Raw genomic sequence first — 15,704 nt, 5'->3', positions numbered from 1 at the left:
AGTGTGCCCGGAGTTCAGGGCGGGCATGGATGCTTAAATGAACCGCGAGTCTGTCTGGAATATTGAACCGGTAACTCACGATGAGAAACCCAACAATCCCACCGGGTGTGACGGTGGAGAACCTGAGCGGCAGTGACCTGCGGCATGCCCGCAGGGTGATGTAACCCGCTGACAACGGGGATTGAGGCGAGATCACTAAGCCGAGATGATCCTCAAGGTTAAGTACTGAAAGGCTGAAGAACATGAACCCGTTAATCCGCCTCTGTGGGTTGAAAACGTCACCACGGCCTACGTGATCTGACAGGCCGTGCAGGAGGAACTGGCAGTGATACGTAAGCACTGCCGGTCGAAGGTGTTTTGACATGTATGCGAAACACCGGGGCAGCAGCGTCTATCACGCTTGCGTTGCTGACTTCTGCCAACTTGCGGCAAGCAAGGATAAAGAGTGCGACGGGCAGCCTCCTCAGTATGCCTGAGTCCAGGCAGGTAAACCGGGGAAGGTCAGCGACGGATGTTAAGGGGGCATGGCTCCGATGACGCGCTGGCTGGCGGAGCTTCCGTAGTAGTCCGCGATGGGGAAAGCCCATTACATGGCGAAGGGAAGCAGTTTGAATGTGTTTGCGACGTGAATTAACTGACCTAACGAGGTGAAGACCTTTGATAATCAGCGAAATGCAACGCAAGCTTGCCACATGGGCAGCCACCGATCCGTCCCTACGGATTCAACGGCTGCTGCGTCTGATAACACAACCAGAATGGCTGGCTGAAGCGGCGCGGATCACGCTTTCATCAAAGGGGGCCCATACCCCCGGCGTTGATGGCGTGAACAAAACAATGCTACAGGCCAGACTGGCTGTTGAGCTGCAAATCCTCAGGGATGAATTACTCTCAGGCCACTACCAGCCCTTGCCCGCCAGACGGGTTTACATCCCTAAAAGCAACGGCAAACTGCGACCACTGGGTATCCCCGCGTTGCGGGATCGTATTGTTCAGCGGGCCATGCTGATGGCGATGGAGCCGATATGGGAGAGTGATTTTCATACGCTCTCATATGGCTTCCGGCCTGAGCGCAGTGTCCACCACGCGATCCGCACGGTGAAATTACAGCTCACAGACTGTGGTGAAACCCGGGGACGCTGGGTGATTGAAGGCGACCTGTCCAGTTACTTCGACACCGTACATCATCGACTGCTGATGAAGGCTGTACGCCGCAGGATCAGTGACGCACGTTTCATGACTCTGCTGTGGAAAACCATCAAGGCGGGACATATCGATGTCGGTCTCTTTCGGGCGGCCAGTGAAGGTGTACCACAGGGCGGTGTTATATCGCCGCTATTATCGAACATCATGCTGAATGAGTTCGATCAATACCTGCATGAGCGCTACCTGAGCGGGAAAGCCAGAAAAGATCGGTGGTACTGGAATAACAGTATCCAACGGGGCCGAAGTACGGCGGTCAGAGAAAACTGGCAGTGGAAACCCGCGGTGGCGTACTGCCGCTATGCCGATGATTTTGTCCTCATCGTCAAAGGCACCAAAGCACAGGCGGAAGCCATCAGGGAGGAGTGTCGGGGTGTGCTCGAAGGCAGTCTGAAACTCAGGCTGAACATGGATAAGACTAAAATCACCCATGTTAATGACGGCTTTATCTTTCTGGGGCACAGGATCATTCGCAAACGCAGTCGTTATGGCGAGATGCGAGTGGTCTCAACGATCCCGCAGGAGAAAGCCAGAAACTTCGCCGCATCGCTGACAGCACTGTTATCAGGCAACTACAGTGAAAGCAAAGTCGATATGGCTGAACAACTCAACCGAAAACTGAAAGGCTGGGCCATGTTCTATCAGTTCGTTGATTTTAAGGCCAAAGTCTTCAGTTATATCGACCGTGTCGTGTTCTGGAAGCTGGCTCACTGGCTGGCCCGCAAATACCGTACAGGTATCGCTTCCCTGATGAGGTGGTGGTGTAAATCACCGAAACCGGGTCAGAGCAAAACGTGGGTTTTATTTGGTAAAACCAATCACGGCAAGCTCAGCGGCGAAATACTGTACCGGTTGGTGGGGCAAGGCAAGAAGCTGTTCCGCTGGCGGCTACCCGAAGGTAATCCCTATCTGAGGACGGAGACCAGAAACACGTATACATCGCGCTTTACAGAAGTGGCAATGGCGTTCGCCAGCATTTAAATGGAGAGCCGGATGCGCTGAAAGGTGCACGTCCGGTTCGGGGAGGAGAGGCAGGGAAATAGTCCGACTACGCCCTGCCTCTTACTCTACTCTGGACAGGCAAGCGTTGGGCTTACCTTGCTGTTGTTCTCGATCTGTTCGCAAGGAAACCTGAGGGTTGGGCAATGTCATTCTCACCGGACAGCAAGCTGACATCAAAGCGCTGGAAATTGCGTGGGAAGCTTGCGGTAAACCCGCCGGAGTGATGTTCCACAGTGACAGTAATAATGCCGGTGTCAGTCTTTACCACCACTCAGTTTGCCGTTTAACCCGATTGGTGTGATTACTGATGCAGTGAAGACCTTTCCGCATCACATCACTACAAATATTGATTTTTGATTGTTGGATTCGCACCAGATTTCACCTCTGTAGGGTATTCAAAAATGCTCAGTTATTACTGATGCCTAAACTGCAGCGTTGCGGGCAGGTAGCGTTGTAGCGTTTCGGGCGTATCGCCCTCGATCAATTGGCTTATCAGATCATAGCAGTGCCAGGCCAACTGGCGGTTATCCTGCTGTACGGTATCGATACGCAGCGACAGCGAATCATAAAGATAGTGATCGTCAAAGCTCGTCAGATGGATATCTGAGTCGAGTAAATGGTGCTGGCTCATATAGCGCAGTACCCCTTCGAGCAGTCCACAGGCGGCAGTGAACAGCGCCTTAGGCGGCCGCCCAAGTCGCGCGCAGAGTGCGGCGAACATCTCATAGCCTGAGCTCGGGTGGTAGTTACCGTTAATCACCCATTCCGGGCGCAGTGCAATACCCGCCTGAGCCAAACCCTGCGTGAAGCCGGTCAGACGATCGCGTGAAGGCGACAGACGCGACTGACCGCCTAAAAACCAGAACTCATCGCTATGCTTAGGTGCAATGCGGGAAATTAGTTCCGCCGTTGGGGTAATCGAATCAGTCATCACCAGCGGCAGCAGGCTTTCATTAGGACAACGGTCAAACAGCACTACTGGCAGTTGTTGGCTGAGCTTAAGATAGTCGGCATCGTTGTGCATACATGAAGCGACGATCAGACCGTCAACCTGGCGGGAAATCATGTTATTGACCACCACGCTCTCCTGACCGGGGTTTTCATCAGTACAAGAGATCAATAGCTGGACGCCTGCTTCGCGGCACAGCATTTCCAGCTCATGTGAAAAGACCGCAAAGCCGTGGTTGGTGATCTCCGGCACCACCAGTCCGATGGTGTGGCTGCGGTTGTCGCGCAGCGAGCGGGCGTGAATGCTTGGCTGATAGTGCTGCTCACGGGCAATCGCCAGTACTCGCTCACGCGTTTCCTGCGCCACACGCAGCTCCTTACCACGACCGTTCAGTACTAGGCTGGCGGTCGCTTTTGAGACGCCAGCCTGTTCGGCGATATCTTTAATGGTTACGCGTTTAGTTTTCATTACGACGCCATGAGCTTGAGGCAAAACGCTTATTCTACCATGCAAGTTCGCAGCGGCCAGTAGCAGAATGCGTCCGGTGTGATGCCAGAGAACATTAGCTGCCCTGAACAGGCCGGGAAGTAGCGGCAGCTCATCACTCCTTCGCCGCCGTTGATGAAAATCTCCACGCTAGACTGGTCGATGAAAATATGCAGCGAGCGGACGTCTCCGCGCCAGTAACGATAATGCTTCTCGTCGCTGGCCAGACTGGGTCGGGCCAGGCGGATCCCGCTGGCATCGCGTTCAAGGATTAATGCGCCGTCAAAATCGAGGCTCAAAATATCGTCCCCAGTGGTTTGTAGAACGATTTCCATCGGTGCCAGCGGCAGGGAGTTCCCTGCCCAGCCGTGCGCTTCGCCGCGCAGGGCGCTCAGCTCTCGTAGAGGACGTTGGTATAGCTGACCATCGATAAACTCCAGCTCACGCAGGCAGGTCATCTGATGGATCCAGCCGTTGGTGAGGGTCGGTTGAAGCATCTCTTCGCCCTCCGGCACGCCCATCCAGCCGACCAGCAGACGGCGGCCATCACTGGTAAGCATGGTTTGCGGGGCGTAGAACTCAAACCCTGCGTCCAATTCGTGCAGTTCGCCATGCTCGAAGGCCGCGCGGTGGTAGTCGAAATCGCCGCTCATCCACACTGCCGGGTAGGTGTTGAGATAGCGCTCTTTCTCACGAGGCACGCCCTGCGGGCAGCAAATCAGGACATGCTGGTCGCCGAGGGCAAACAGGTCCGGGCATTCCCACATATAGCCCGCGTCGTCCAGGCCATTGATGCCATAACCGGCGATTTCGCCCTGACTCGTCCACTCATGAAGGTCCGCTGAGCTGAATAACAACACCTTGCCACGCTTTTGCAAATCCTGTGCGCCCAGCACCATGTACCAGCGACCTTCGTGCTGCCAGACTTTCGGGTCACGCACGTGGCCGGTATAGCCCTCCGGCAGCGGTAATACCGGGCCGAGTTTGGTAAACGTGCCGTCGGCATTTTCCGTCGCCAGGCACTGCCACGCGGTTCGGCTGCCGTCGTCAAATTTTACGTTGCCGGTATAGCACAGGGTGAGCGTGCCCTGACTATCCACGGCGCTTCCGGAGTAGCAGCCGTTGCGGTCATACTCTTCATCCGGCATGAGCGCGATCGGCTCATGTTGCCAGTGCAGCAGGTCGGCAGAGCTCCAGTGCCCCCAGCACTTGAACTTATGATCGCAGGCGAGCGGGTTCCACTGATAAAACAGGTGATAACGTCCGGCAAATTCAATAAAGCCGTTGGGATCGTTCATCAGCCCGGTCACCGGCGCATGGTGCCAGCGGGGATAGTGGCTGTCGGCCAGCGCGCGCGGCTGGCCCTGCATAACAGCCTGCAAAATCGCAGGCAGGCGTGATGGATGTGACATTATTCAGCGTCCGTTTTGTATTTCAGTACCAGGGAGACGACAAAGGCGACGCCAAAGGCGATAACCATCCCGATAATGTAGTTCAGCAGCGAGCTGGCCTGCACGATAGCCATGCCAGGGATAGCCGTCAGGCCCACCGCGGTCATGTAAACATGCATGGATACCACCCACGCGCCGCCCACCGCGCCGCCAATCAGGGCTGCGATAAACGGTTTTACAAAGCGTAAGTTAATACCAAAAATCGCCGCTTCGGTGATGCCGAGCATGGCAGAAAACGCCGAGGGCAGGGTAATGGCTTTGATTTTGGCATCTTTCGTTTTGAACCACACCGCCAGACAAGCACCGCCCTGAGCGACGTTGGCCATCGCCCAAATCGGCAGCAGGAAGTTGACGCCGATGGATGGGTTGCCCAGCAGTCCCGCTTCGATGGCGTGGAAGCTGTGGTGAATACCGGTAATGACGATAACCGAATAGAGACCGCCAAACAGCAGTCCGGCCAGCCAACCGGCGTGGGTAATCAGGGTGCTAAGGACAAACGAAATACCGTCGCCAAGCGCGCGACCAGCCGGGCCGATAATCAGCAGGGCGATAAAACCGGAAATGATCACCGTCAGGAACGGCGTCAGGATCAGATCCAGTGCATCGGGGATCACGCGACGCAGCTGTTTCTCAACGATGCTCATAAACCACACCGCCAGCAGCACCGGGAACACCGTGCCCTGATAGCCGATCATGGCAATCTCAAGGCCGAAGAAGTTCATGGTGTGGAAACCGGCGGCCACACCCCAGGCGTTGGTGAGCGCCGGGTGAGTCAGGATGCCGCCAAGCGTCGCGCCAAGATAAGGATTACCACCGAACTCGCGGGCGGCGGTGAAGCCAATCAGGATCGGCAGAATAATAAACGCCGCTGAGCTGCACATATCCAGCATGATGTAGATGGCGTTACCCGGGTCGACCCAGCCGTACGTTTTAACCATCCCCAGAAGGCCCATCAACAGGCCGGAGGCGACGATAGCCGGGATGATCGGCACAAAGATGTTCGACAACAGGCGGGCAATGCGCTGGAAAGGATTCAGTTTTTTCGCCGCAATGTCGGCAGCTTCCGATTTGCTGGATTCGCCAATCCCTGCCGCCTGGATAAAGGCGGCGTAGACTTTGTTCACCACCCCGGTGCCGAAGATAATCTGCATCTGTCCGGCGTTACGGAAACAGCCCTTCACCCCATCAATTTTGCCGATGGCCTGCTGATCGGCCAGTGAGTCATCGACCAGCACCAGGCGCAGGCGTGTGGCACAGTGCGCGGCGCTGGCGATATTTTCCTTGCCTCCCAGAAGCGGAAGTAACGAGCGGGAAATCTGTTCAAAATCCATAGTACCCTCTGAATGCGTATTGATTTTCGAGTTGTCGTCCCGTGGTAGCCGGAGCGCATTCTCTTCGTTGTTATTGTGTCCGGGGCGACGAAACGTATTTTGTCGCCCCGGCGGTTACTGTCGCCAGGTGTTAACCATCAAAACCAGGTTTCCATCTGCATCCCGAACGACCATTCGCCGCCCGATTTAAAACCACTGCTGCCCAGCGCGTCATCGCTGGCGTAATTATTGAGTTTTTTGCTCCAGTCCATCCACGAGGTGTAAAGACGGATTTCAGGACGGCTGAAGAAATCGCCGATGTCGCCAACCTTAAAGGTCGGGGCGAAGGTGAGCTTGTAGAAGCTGCCGTTTACCGCATGGCGATCGTTATAACCTTCAGGTTTGAGATCCATATACTGGTAACTGCCTTCATAAGCGAGGGCGAAGTTTTGATTGATCTCCTGGATCAGACGCATGTTGAGGGTTGCCCACTGGTAGCTGTCGCCATCGACATAACGGTCTTTACTGGTTTGTGCCAGTATCGCCGGGGCGATAAACCAGTTCTTGCTCAGTGGCGTGGTGCCGTAGCTGGCGAAGCGCCAGGTGTTAGCCCCCGAGCGTAACGCGCCGTCAGAGCCGACACCTTTAACTTCGGCACCCAGTCCGTGACCGTAGAGCAGGGCGGTTTTGCTGGCACCTTCACGCAGGCCGTAAAAACTGTCGTTGTGCAACCCGAGCAGCGCATGTACACCGGTATTTGCCGCATCGCCTTTGACCGGATTACCGTTGGTATCCTGGCGTTCGTCGTTGTCTTTTGCCCGCATCCCGCTGACCATCATCTGCACCGGCCCGATGAAATTGTTCATGCTGACGATGTAGTTCTGCACACTGTTGCTGGTATCAGCAATATCGCCGAAGTTACGCCCGTAAAGAGAGAAGTTGCTGCGAACGCTGTCGTTCCACCTGACATCGTAAATACCGCCGCCGGTACCGGCGAGGAACACGACATCCGAGTCGATCCAGTGAATGTCAAAGTTATCCCGGTCAAAGCGTTTCCCGGCCCACAGGGTGGAGCCTTTAAACGGCCCGTCGAAGGTGGGCAAGTTGCCCAGTTCAACAAAGGCCTGACGCACGTTCAAATCACTGGTGCTCGCCGTCCAGTCGTTATAAGTGGTTTGACCGTCGGCGACCATGACTTTGAAGCGGGTCGTTGCCCCGTTATCCAGGGTCTGCTTATGTTCAAGATTCATTTCAACATAGGTATCGGCCTGGTTTCCCAGGCGGCCAATAGCCCCACCGGTTTCCCCTGCTGGCGTCATGTAGGCTCCGGATTTGGTGCTGGCGCCGGAGTCATTCATTATCACGCCGGAGCGGGCGTAGCCGTGGAACTCAAACCCGCTTTTCTCATCGGCTTTTTTCTCCAGTTTGGCGGTACGCTGAGCCACTTCCTGAGTGCTGTCCTGGGTTTTTTGTTGCTGTGTCGTGAGCTGCTGTACTTTCTTCTCTGCCGACTCTGCGCGGGTTTCTGCCGTTTGCGCTCTGTTTTCGGCATCCTGTAAGCGTTTTTCCAGCGCAATTAAACGGGCTTCGATACTGCTGAGATCCGTTTGTGCATGGGCTGAGGCGGCGCCGGTTAGCAAAGCGATAAGAACCGCGAGTGTGCTTTTTCTGAACATATTGATTGCATCCCAAAAGGAAAATAAAAAATTGTGTGTTTTTGCTAAACCGGTTTAGTTGCAATGTTAAGCACGACATTTAACATTTTGAAATTGATTTTGCTAAACCGGTTTAATAAGTGTGATGGATGCAACAAAGTGGACCGCGTACGACGGTATTTAGGATCAAATCTGGCGGTGTAGATCGCGCTGGTATGGCAGGGCAGTCATCGCGCCTTTCGCCAGGGTTGCCAGGGCACCGCAGGTTTGCGCCAGAGCGAGCGTTGGCTCCAGGGCATTGATATCCGCCGGCATCCCGTTGGCAGCAAGGCTGGCAAGCAGTCCGGCGACAAACGCATCGCCCGCACCGGTGGTATCCACGCTGACAACCGGTTTAGCGCTGAAATGGATAAACTGCTGCTGGAATGCGGCGATGACGCCCGCTTTACCCTGAGTCACCAGCAGTAATTCAGGCTGATAACGCTCAGTGATGCTGGCGATCCCCTGCGCGATATCATTACTCCCGCTGATGAGTATCAGCTCTTCTTTGGACAGTTTCACCACGTTCGCCAGACGCAGGGCGCGGTCGAGACAGGCGTGCAACAGGTTCTGATCTTGCCAGAGATCCAGGCGGATATTAGGGTCAAAGCTCACCCGGCCACCGGCACGTTTGATGTTCTCCATAGCCGCGAAGGTAGCACTGCGGCTGGGCTCGGCGCTGAGCGCGATGGAGCAGATGTGCAACCACTGTCCGGCGGCAAACTGTGGCAGGTCTTCTTCAGCCAGGAACAGGTCAGCGCTGGGGCGTACCATAAAGGTAAAGGTGCGTTCACCTTGGTCATCAAGGTCGACCACCACAGTGGACGTGCGGTGATGATCGTCAAGATACATATGGCTGACGTCGACCTGCTCCTGTTGCAGGGTATGACGCATGTAGCGGCCAAACGGGTCACCGCCGACGCGGCCGATAAATCCGCTGTTGCCGCCAAGGCGGGCAACCCCTACCGCCACGTTAGCCGGCGCGCCTCCAGGGCACTGTAGCAAGCGCCCTTCACTCTCCGGTAGCAGGTCCACCACTGCGTCGCCCAGAACCCAAACTTTTGCTTTCATGCTAAAACCCTCCAAGGCTAAACTTAATTAAACCGGTTTAGCATATTAAATCACAGTGAATGAGTGGGGGAAAGTTCCAGCCGGAAAAGCACTGCTCAGGGCATAAAAACGTGAGCCGCCTTACGAAATAGAATTGATTCGACAGCTGTGAAGACTTACGTCCTGGACACAAATGGATCCTGGATAAATTACCATGCAACTTGATGAAATTATCATGTTTTATCTTATTTACAGATAAATCAAAGGGCTTTTAACACCACACTTCTTGGCATAATGGTTAAGTGTAGTAATGCTCGCTCTGGATGGGTTTGCTTCTATGCTGCGCAGGTATTTGTAAGAAATACCCATTCTACTGGCGAGTTGTTGTCGCATCAGGCCAGCGAAACTGCGCAATTTCATCAGCGTTTCTGGAGGGTTTCCTTTAAAACTTCATCGACAAAACCGCTTTTTACCGTAGATACAGTAAGTGCCTCTTCTCTGCCATTATCCCAGCATCCAAGGTTACCGGGTTCTGATGTAGTCTGCCGATATGCAAGAAATGCAACGGCATCATGCTGGTTATGATGCTGTTTAATCTTCATTGTCACATGGACTATTCAGGGAGCGACAAGCGCTCCCACATGAAAACAGAACCACTCGTTTCATTTACGTGCTTCCTCAAAAGTAATCTCATACCCAATACTTCTGATTTAGTAGGGTTCTGATCATATCATGCAGCTCGATTGCGCTCAATTTGACGGTTTTCATCTTTACACAATGCTCGGTTATGATACTTTGTGATAGGCATGACAAGATCTGGCCGTAATTTTTTAGAAGTGAGTTTGCCCGCCACTTCACGGGACAGCATACATCCGGATAAAACCGGTAACAGGAAAGGCTCCACGCTGCATACGGAGGAAACAGAATTAATGAATGATAAATTGCCGCCCTGCGCTGATACCAGGGTGGAACGTGTCCGTCTTAAAGATGGGGATTACTTTTTCCCTGCTGAACCCGCCATAAAAGCGGATTCTTTGCGGACAAAATCGCTCCTTCATCGTTTTAACCACACCGATCCTGCTCATATTGATTCCCGCCTGCTACTGATGAAAGAGTTGCTGCCTGAATGTGGGGAAGGGGTATCTGTCACCACGTCTTTCCACTGCAGCAGGGGGTATAACATTCGTAAGCGTCGTCTCAGCACCGTCTGGCAGATCCTGAAATTCCTGAGAGGATAGTGGACACCAAATATGGTGGACACTATCCATGAAATCATTAACCACAGTGCGTAAAAAAAGCCCTAATTATCCCGTTGAGTTCAAAATCAAAATGGTTGAACTCTCGCATCGACCAGATATCCGAGTCTTTGCGTTTGCCAGCGAGGATAAGGAGTACCAACCGTTACTCGATGATATTCTGGATGGTCCAATGGTTGGGCGTTTTGATACTGAGGAAGCCGGAAAGGCTTTGATCGATGGTGGATTGATTGAGCGTTTGATGTCAACTATCATGCCCTTTATCACTTCAGAGGCCCCTCTACCCGATACGCATCTACGTCGGGAAACAACCTGGTATTATCCACTGGAAGCTATTCGCGAAACTGTTGTAAATGCACTGGCTCATCGTGACTGGACACGCTTTGTTGAGATAGAGATTGGCTTGTATAGCAATCGATTTGAAGTTATTAGCCCAGGGGCGCTGAATAATTCGATGTCGATTGAAAAGATGGTTACAGGTCAGCGATCACCACGCAATACGATTATTATGGAAGTCTTACGTGATTATGGTTACGTTGATTTCAGGGGGATGGGAGTCAGGACAAAGATTATTCCACTAACACAGGCCATGAGTGGCCAACTCCCTGAGTTTACTGCAACAGATGATTACTTGAAAACAATACTTTATCGCTCACCATCTTCTTGATATATAAGGTCTGGCCTTTCCATCCATAAGAAAGGCCATTGCTGTAAAAAATAAATTACCCGCGACTGCAGCCGAAGCTACGGTCGCCATCTCCATATGCTTTTGTATCGAGTTTAGCTAGGTAGTCGAAGCGATTCAGTAATTTATTGTATTCTCCTTCAAAGTTAAAATCATTGACGTCTAAAATATAACGACAATTTTCAGGGTAGTGAACCAATCCCGGATAATCATCCAGTTCCAATCCCAGTGCGCTATACCATGCTCTTACAATCATCATCCTTAAATTTCTTTCAGCCTCATAATCACCTAAATGGTAATAAGCATCTTTATTAAAAAAAAGACCAAGGTGAAAGTGACATTTTCCTTCTTCGGAAAACTCCCGTGCCCAAACATGACGAACACGGTTTGGATATATTCTTTTGCCGTTAGCTGCTCTGGTTCTCTCATTGGCCTCCAACATGGCATTTAATGCATTACGGAAACGGGATATGGCACCAGGCTCTAGATTAGGAAAACAGCAAACAGTGTCACCTCTGTCTAAAATGGGTGGATAATGAACATCAACACGTAACGCCATTGTTCTGGGGAATTCACTGATAGCATCATTGACGACTCGTTCAATATGTTTTTTATAGGCGAGCACATGCTCACCATGGGAACCATGATATAATTCCATGTTTCGATCCTGTCGTTAGCCCTACGGCTTTGGATAGCCGTATATAGTAATATGATCAGACATAGCTGAATGTCTGTGGTTAGTTATATTAATTAACTGTTAATAGTAATGACTGTTATATAATACCTTTCCAACAATAAAACTTGTTATCAACCCATTACCCATGCAGTAAAATAATTAAAAAGCAACTCTGCAATTATAATCACCCAAAGATGCCGTTATCCCAGTGTCTTTTTACCGTGGAAATACTTATTCCTAAGATCTTTGCCACCTTGGATTGAGAGTAATGCTTAGCCTTCTCACTCTGAATTAAATGGGAATATTTACTTCCTTCAGGCCTTCCTAGAATTTTCTTTGATTTTGCTTTGTTAGTAGGCATCTTTTACCCTCATCAAGCTATTAGGTACTAACTCCATACTGTCGAGATGTATACAACTAAGTGGTTATGCTTAACATTGGTATCAGAAAGTATGGCTTACTTCACCGTTAAAGGGGTTAATAATGATGGCATCTCCTCCTTTCATCGCCTTTTGAGGTGTATCGCCTTCGGCAATCACAGGGACCATTACCGCTAGATCATTTGTGTAATAAATTGGTATCCAGCAATAGCATGATTGTTTAGGGGGAGTTTTATTTCTTTTCAATACTGCTTCAACTCCAAATGTAATAAGTTCAAAGATTGGCATAATCACAATGCTGCTCAAATCAAAAAAACAACCATCGTAGACTGTTTCCTTTATCAGTATGATATTAGATAACCCTCCTGCAATGAGATGTTTGTGGTTCACGCGCCGATCTGTGTAAATAAAAATTGCTTTTTTTACATTGAAACTTTTTATAATGTATGAGAGCTTTTCATGAATTAATTTTTTTTCGCTCTTACCCATCTTATCATGAGGTATTTTGTGCGCATAAAAATCTTGATCGACAACCTCGTTCCGGTGTCGAATGTGAGTGTTCCAGACGGAATAAAAAAACTCTTCGTAAGTTAATTTTGGCTCACCCCGTGCGATTGAGGGGGCCTTCTCTTCAAAAATACAGCCTAATGTTGACTCCAAAGTTTGAGCTATATGATATTGCGATGTTATTTTATTCAATGCTGGGGCTGTGGCGTTTAACAAAAATGATATCACCTCTGACCTAGAATATCCTTTTGCATTGCTATAGTCGTCAATTGCATCAATAGTTGATTTTTTGTTTGCGCTGAAAGTGATGCGTTTTTTCATATGTATCCTTGACTTTCGTTAATGTAAAATGTGATAAACGGTGTGATTTAGTATCTTTTATCGACGGATTGTTTCTGTTAATTAACCCAGCTATTCTTTAGAATAGCTGGGGAGTTATGATTTTGATGCTGCTGTTAATTACAATATACTGAGAAGGTTAATAGGAACCTATCAATGTCTTTGCGTAACCAATAATGTCGGCTGTTAATTTTCTTTGGGCGTGGTAAACCATTAGGCAGCTTGTCTTGGCAAAGCCATTTTCGAATTGTTTGGGCTTTAAGGTTTAATAGATGTGCTAACTCACTTGTGGAAACAAGTTCAGATAGAGATGTTCTGGATTGCTCATATATGCTCATGCTACCACCTCAATGATTGAGATGCAGGCATATACAAAAAGTAATGAAATTAGAAGGGAAAGAAAGGACCAAAAAGAAAACAAAAAAGCCAAGCTTGAATAAGCTTCAGGGTCAGGATCACTACCTTCGCTTGAGCCGGATGAGGTACTTTTAGTTGATTTAGACGCATTACCTTGCGAGTTTTCGGCCTGATTTTTGTGCGAGATGATACGTGCAAAAAAAACGCCCAAAGTTTTATGTCGATTGTTTTTATTGTATAAAGAGTTTTTTTCACTGAGGTGTCCAAGAGCAGCTCGAATCCTGATGTTCACCTGTCTTTCCTGAAATATGGACTCAGCACAGGTTTGTCGCTGCTTACTAGAACGAACAACTTTGATCTTACCCACGACCCGTACTATTCGAGCCTTTGAGCTGGTTTGCGCAGAACTCATCAAAGAATTAGACATAATGCTTTATCTCCTGATTTAAAAGTGGACGATGGAATTTAAACCTTAAAATACACTTATGTCAACGATGGATGTTGTTCTGTAATCTATTGATATTAAATGAAATCAACGCATATCAACGGTTATTTTTTTACAATATTTGCTTGCTGTAAGATCCACCTCTCAATTTTTTCATGCCATTTGCGCAACAGATCTAACGGACGACGGCGGTAGTGTTTTTCCGCCAGTGCACTTGGTTTGTGTCCCATAATTTGAGCAACAATACCTGTTGGCACTTCAACCCATTCAGCAAGAGTGCCAAAACTACGGCGTAAGCCGTGAAGGCTGATATGTGGTAACTCAGCTCGAGCTAACGCTCTGTTGTGTGCTGAACGCGGTTCAATAATTTTGCCACTTTTACTGTTACTTCTGAAAACCCAACCCTCCTTATTTACGTCAGAATTTGGGAATTGCGCTAGCGCACTTAACAGCTCAGAAACATAAGGAGTGAGAGGGATGATACGTTCGCCTTCGATCTTGTCTTTAATCCTCATGCTTGACCATTTGAAATCTACGTCAGACCACCGAAGTGACGCAATTTCTTCACGCCGTGCACCGGTTGATGTAGCCCCCTGAAACACCGGACAGTAGCTGTATCTCCAGATAAGAGATAGGCTTGAATATATGTCTAACACTAACGCCAATTTTGAGATGACCGGGATCCTGTTAGGGCAAGAAGTCCGTAAACGTAAAACTCCTCAGGAGAAGATCGCCATTATCCAGCAGACGATGGAGCCGGGTATGAATGTCTCCCATGTCGCCCGCCTGCATGGTATCCAGCCCAGCCTGCTGTTTAAGTGGAAGAAGCAATATCAGGAAGGCAGCCTCACCGCCGTTGCGGCTGGAGAGGAAGTCGTTCCTGCTTCTGAGCTTACTGCTGCTCTGAAGCAGGTCCGGGAGCTTCAGCGCCTTCTGGGCAAGAAGACGATGGAAGTTGAGATCCTGAAAGAAGCCGTGGAGTACGGTCAGTCGCGAAAATGGATAGCGCACGCGCCCTTGTTGCCAAAGGACGGGGAATAGCCATGGTCTGCCGGACCATGGGCGTGTCGCGTGCGCAACTGTCACTGCGGATTAACCGTTCTGCCGACTGGCAGGACAGGCGCTGTAACCGGCGTAATGAAGAAGCAGACGCAGAAATACTGTCGGCTATCCTCAACATTATCAGCGATATGCCGAGTTATGGTTATCGACGCGTGTGGGGCATCCTGCGCAAGCAACGTCGCACAGAGGGACAGCTACCTGTGAATGCCAAACGGCTTTACAGGATAATGCGTGAGCATAACCTGTTGTTGTTGCATCACAAACCAGAGCGACCGAAGCGTGAACATAAGGGCAAGATAGCGGTGGCAGAAAGCGATATGCGCTGGTGTTCAGATGGCTTCGAGTTCGGCTGCGACAACGGCGAAAAACTGCGGGTAACGTTCGCGCTGGACTGCTGCGACCGTGAGGCCATAGACTGGGCAGCAAGCACGGGAGGCTATGACAGTTCGACCGTGCAGGATGTGATGCTGAGGTCGGTGGAAAAGCGCTTCGGCGACAGGTTGCCCGACACAGCGGTGCAGTGGCTGACGGATAACGGTTCAGCGTATACCGCGTATGAAACGCGGAGGTTCGCGAGAGAGCTGAATCTGGAGCCCTGCACAACAGCGGTGAGCAGCCCGCAGAGTAATGGCATGGCCGAACGGTTCGTGAAAACGATGAAAGAAGACTATATCGCGTTCATGCCAAAACCGGATGTGAGAACAGCACTGCGAAACCTTGCAGTAGCGTTCACGCATTACAATGAAAACCACCCGCACAGCGCGCTGGGATATCACTCCCCGAGGGAATACCGGCGGCAGCGGACATCGTTAACTTAAGATACAAAAGCTGTTCGGAGATGGAGGGTCAAGATCA

At 50.6% G+C, this 15,704-nt stretch carries 14 protein-coding genes and 2 pseudogenes; 5 read left to right on the top strand and 11 right to left on the bottom strand.

Going from position 1 to position 15,704, the window contains the following annotated elements:
- The first annotated feature begins 672 nt into the window (after window positions 1-672).
- Complete coding sequence (gene ltrA / locus OGV38_RS12030; protein WP_001189111.1) at window positions 673-2,181, top strand: group II intron reverse transcriptase/maturase; 1,509 nt, start codon at window positions 673-675, stop codon at window positions 2,179-2,181.
- 80 nt (window positions 2,182-2,261) lie between these two features.
- A pseudogene (locus tag OGV38_RS12025) lies at window positions 2,262-2,449 on the top strand (DDE-type integrase/transposase/recombinase); the annotation flags it as partial.
- A gap of 165 nt (window positions 2,450-2,614) precedes the next feature.
- On the opposite strand, the gene OGV38_RS12020 reads toward OGV38_RS12025, so the two are convergent.
- From OGV38_RS12020 to OGV38_RS24965, 6 genes are all read right to left on the bottom strand, one after another.
- Window positions 2,615-3,619, bottom strand: a complete 1,005-nt coding sequence (locus OGV38_RS12020) for a LacI family DNA-binding transcriptional regulator (protein WP_003029591.1) — start codon at window positions 3,617-3,619, stop codon at window positions 2,615-2,617.
- A 29-nt stretch (window positions 3,620-3,648) separates the two neighbouring features.
- Window positions 3,649-5,049, bottom strand: coding sequence for a sucrose-6-phosphate hydrolase (locus OGV38_RS12015; RefSeq protein ID WP_003029589.1), 1,401 nt, complete (start codon window positions 5,047-5,049; stop codon window positions 3,649-3,651).
- On the bottom strand, window positions 5,049-6,419 hold the full coding sequence (locus tag OGV38_RS12010) for a sucrose-specific PTS transporter subunit IIBC (RefSeq protein ID WP_000345204.1): 1,371 nt from the start codon (window positions 6,417-6,419) through the stop codon (window positions 5,049-5,051). Before OGV38_RS12010 ends, OGV38_RS12015 begins: the two co-directional genes overlap by 1 nt.
- Before the next feature lie 137 nt (window positions 6,420-6,556).
- Window positions 6,557-8,074 carry a carbohydrate porin gene (locus OGV38_RS12005; protein ID WP_003029587.1) on the bottom strand — a complete coding sequence of 506 codons (1,518 nt, stop codon included), beginning with the start codon at window positions 8,072-8,074 and terminating at the stop codon, window positions 6,557-6,559.
- 165 nt (window positions 8,075-8,239) lie between these two features.
- The gene (gene cscK / locus OGV38_RS12000; protein WP_286473343.1) at window positions 8,240-9,163 is read right to left on the bottom strand and encodes a fructokinase; all 924 of its coding nucleotides are present in this window, start codon (window positions 9,161-9,163) and stop codon (window positions 8,240-8,242) included.
- Between the two features lie 228 nt (window positions 9,164-9,391).
- Entirely contained in the window at window positions 9,392-9,535 is a 144-nt protein-coding gene (locus OGV38_RS24965; RefSeq protein WP_223870241.1) for a helix-turn-helix domain-containing protein, read from the bottom strand.
- A gap of 536 nt (window positions 9,536-10,071) precedes the next feature.
- On the opposite strand from OGV38_RS24965, the gene OGV38_RS11995 reads away from it, so the two are divergent.
- Together OGV38_RS11995 and OGV38_RS11990 are read left to right on the top strand one after the other, a co-directional pair.
- Window positions 10,072-10,380, top strand: a complete 309-nt coding sequence (locus tag OGV38_RS11995; protein WP_003029582.1) for a maltose acetyltransferase domain-containing protein — start codon at window positions 10,072-10,074, stop codon at window positions 10,378-10,380.
- A 28-nt stretch (window positions 10,381-10,408) separates the two neighbouring features.
- A complete protein-coding gene (locus OGV38_RS11990; RefSeq protein WP_003029581.1) occupies window positions 10,409-11,065 on the top strand; it encodes an ATP-binding protein in 657 nt (218 codons plus the stop codon).
- 55 nt (window positions 11,066-11,120) lie between these two features.
- On the opposite strand, the gene OGV38_RS11985 is transcribed toward OGV38_RS11990, so the two are convergent.
- The 5 genes and pseudogenes from OGV38_RS11985 to OGV38_RS11965 form a co-directional block, all read right to left on the bottom strand.
- Window positions 11,121-11,741 carry an inovirus Gp2 family protein gene (locus OGV38_RS11985; RefSeq protein WP_003029579.1) on the bottom strand — a complete coding sequence of 207 codons (621 nt, stop codon included), beginning with the start codon at window positions 11,739-11,741 and terminating at the stop codon, window positions 11,121-11,123.
- Window positions 11,742-12,202: 461 nt separating this feature from the next.
- The gene (locus OGV38_RS11980) at window positions 12,203-12,967 is read right to left on the bottom strand and encodes a YagM family protein (RefSeq protein ID WP_003029576.1); all 765 of its coding nucleotides are present in this window, start codon (window positions 12,965-12,967) and stop codon (window positions 12,203-12,205) included.
- A 134-nt stretch (window positions 12,968-13,101) separates the two neighbouring features.
- On the bottom strand, window positions 13,102-13,323 hold the full coding sequence (locus OGV38_RS11975) for a helix-turn-helix domain-containing protein (RefSeq protein WP_003847740.1): 222 nt from the start codon (window positions 13,321-13,323) through the stop codon (window positions 13,102-13,104).
- On the bottom strand, window positions 13,320-13,769 hold the full coding sequence (locus OGV38_RS11970; protein WP_032296090.1) for a hypothetical protein: 450 nt from the start codon (window positions 13,767-13,769) through the stop codon (window positions 13,320-13,322). Before OGV38_RS11970 ends, OGV38_RS11975 begins: the two co-directional genes overlap by 4 nt.
- A gap of 105 nt (window positions 13,770-13,874) precedes the next feature.
- A pseudogene (locus OGV38_RS11965) lies at window positions 13,875-14,368 on the bottom strand (tyrosine-type recombinase/integrase); the annotation flags it as partial.
- Between the two features lie 91 nt (window positions 14,369-14,459).
- On the opposite strand from OGV38_RS11965, the gene OGV38_RS11960 reads away from it, so the two are divergent.
- A protein-coding gene (locus tag OGV38_RS11960) for an IS3 family transposase (RefSeq protein ID WP_117086587.1) occupies window positions 14,460-15,667 on the top strand; the annotation gives its coding sequence in 2 pieces (ribosomal slippage) (window positions 14,460-14,781 and window positions 14,781-15,667; 1,209 coding nt in all).
- Window positions 15,668-15,704: the final 37 nt, after the last annotated feature.

Source organism: Citrobacter sp. Cb080 (assembly GCF_030334745.1).
GTDB classification, from domain to species: domain Bacteria; phylum Pseudomonadota; class Gammaproteobacteria; order Enterobacterales; family Enterobacteriaceae; genus Citrobacter; species Citrobacter braakii.
The sequence above is the reverse complement of the archived record's forward strand: the minus strand, read 5'-3'. Positions and strand labels throughout refer to the sequence as shown.

Coding starts and splice junctions, on each gene's coding strand:
- OGV38_RS11980 (WP_003029576.1), bottom strand. CDS start 12,967: ATGAAAAAACGCATCACTTTCAGCGCAAACAAAAAATCAACTATTGAT.
- OGV38_RS11975 (WP_003847740.1), bottom strand. CDS start 13,323: ATGAGCATATATGAGCAATCCAGAACATCTCTATCTGAACTTGTTTCC.
- OGV38_RS11970 (WP_032296090.1), bottom strand. CDS start 13,769: ATGTCTAATTCTTTGATGAGTTCTGCGCAAACCAGCTCAAAGGCTCGA.
- cscK (WP_286473343.1), bottom strand. CDS start 9,163: ATGAAAGCAAAAGTTTGGGTTCTGGGCGACGCAGTGGTGGACCTGCTA.
- OGV38_RS12020 (WP_003029591.1), bottom strand. CDS start 3,619: ATGAAAACTAAACGCGTAACCATTAAAGATATCGCCGAACAGGCTGGC.
- OGV38_RS11990 (WP_003029581.1), top strand. CDS start 10,409: ATGAAATCATTAACCACAGTGCGTAAAAAAAGCCCTAATTATCCCGTT.
- OGV38_RS11985 (WP_003029579.1), bottom strand. CDS start 11,741: ATGGAATTATATCATGGTTCCCATGGTGAGCATGTGCTCGCCTATAAA.
- OGV38_RS12010 (WP_000345204.1), bottom strand. CDS start 6,419: ATGGATTTTGAACAGATTTCCCGCTCGTTACTTCCGCTTCTGGGAGGC.
- OGV38_RS24965 (WP_223870241.1), bottom strand. CDS start 9,535: ATGCGACAACAACTCGCCAGTAGAATGGGTATTTCTTACAAATACCTG.
- OGV38_RS12005 (WP_003029587.1), bottom strand. CDS start 8,074: ATGTTCAGAAAAAGCACACTCGCGGTTCTTATCGCTTTGCTAACCGGC.
- OGV38_RS12015 (WP_003029589.1), bottom strand. CDS start 5,049: ATGTCACATCCATCACGCCTGCCTGCGATTTTGCAGGCTGTTATGCAG.
- OGV38_RS11995 (WP_003029582.1), top strand. CDS start 10,072: ATGAATGATAAATTGCCGCCCTGCGCTGATACCAGGGTGGAACGTGTC.
- ltrA (WP_001189111.1), top strand. CDS start 673: ATGCAACGCAAGCTTGCCACATGGGCAGCCACCGATCCGTCCCTACGG.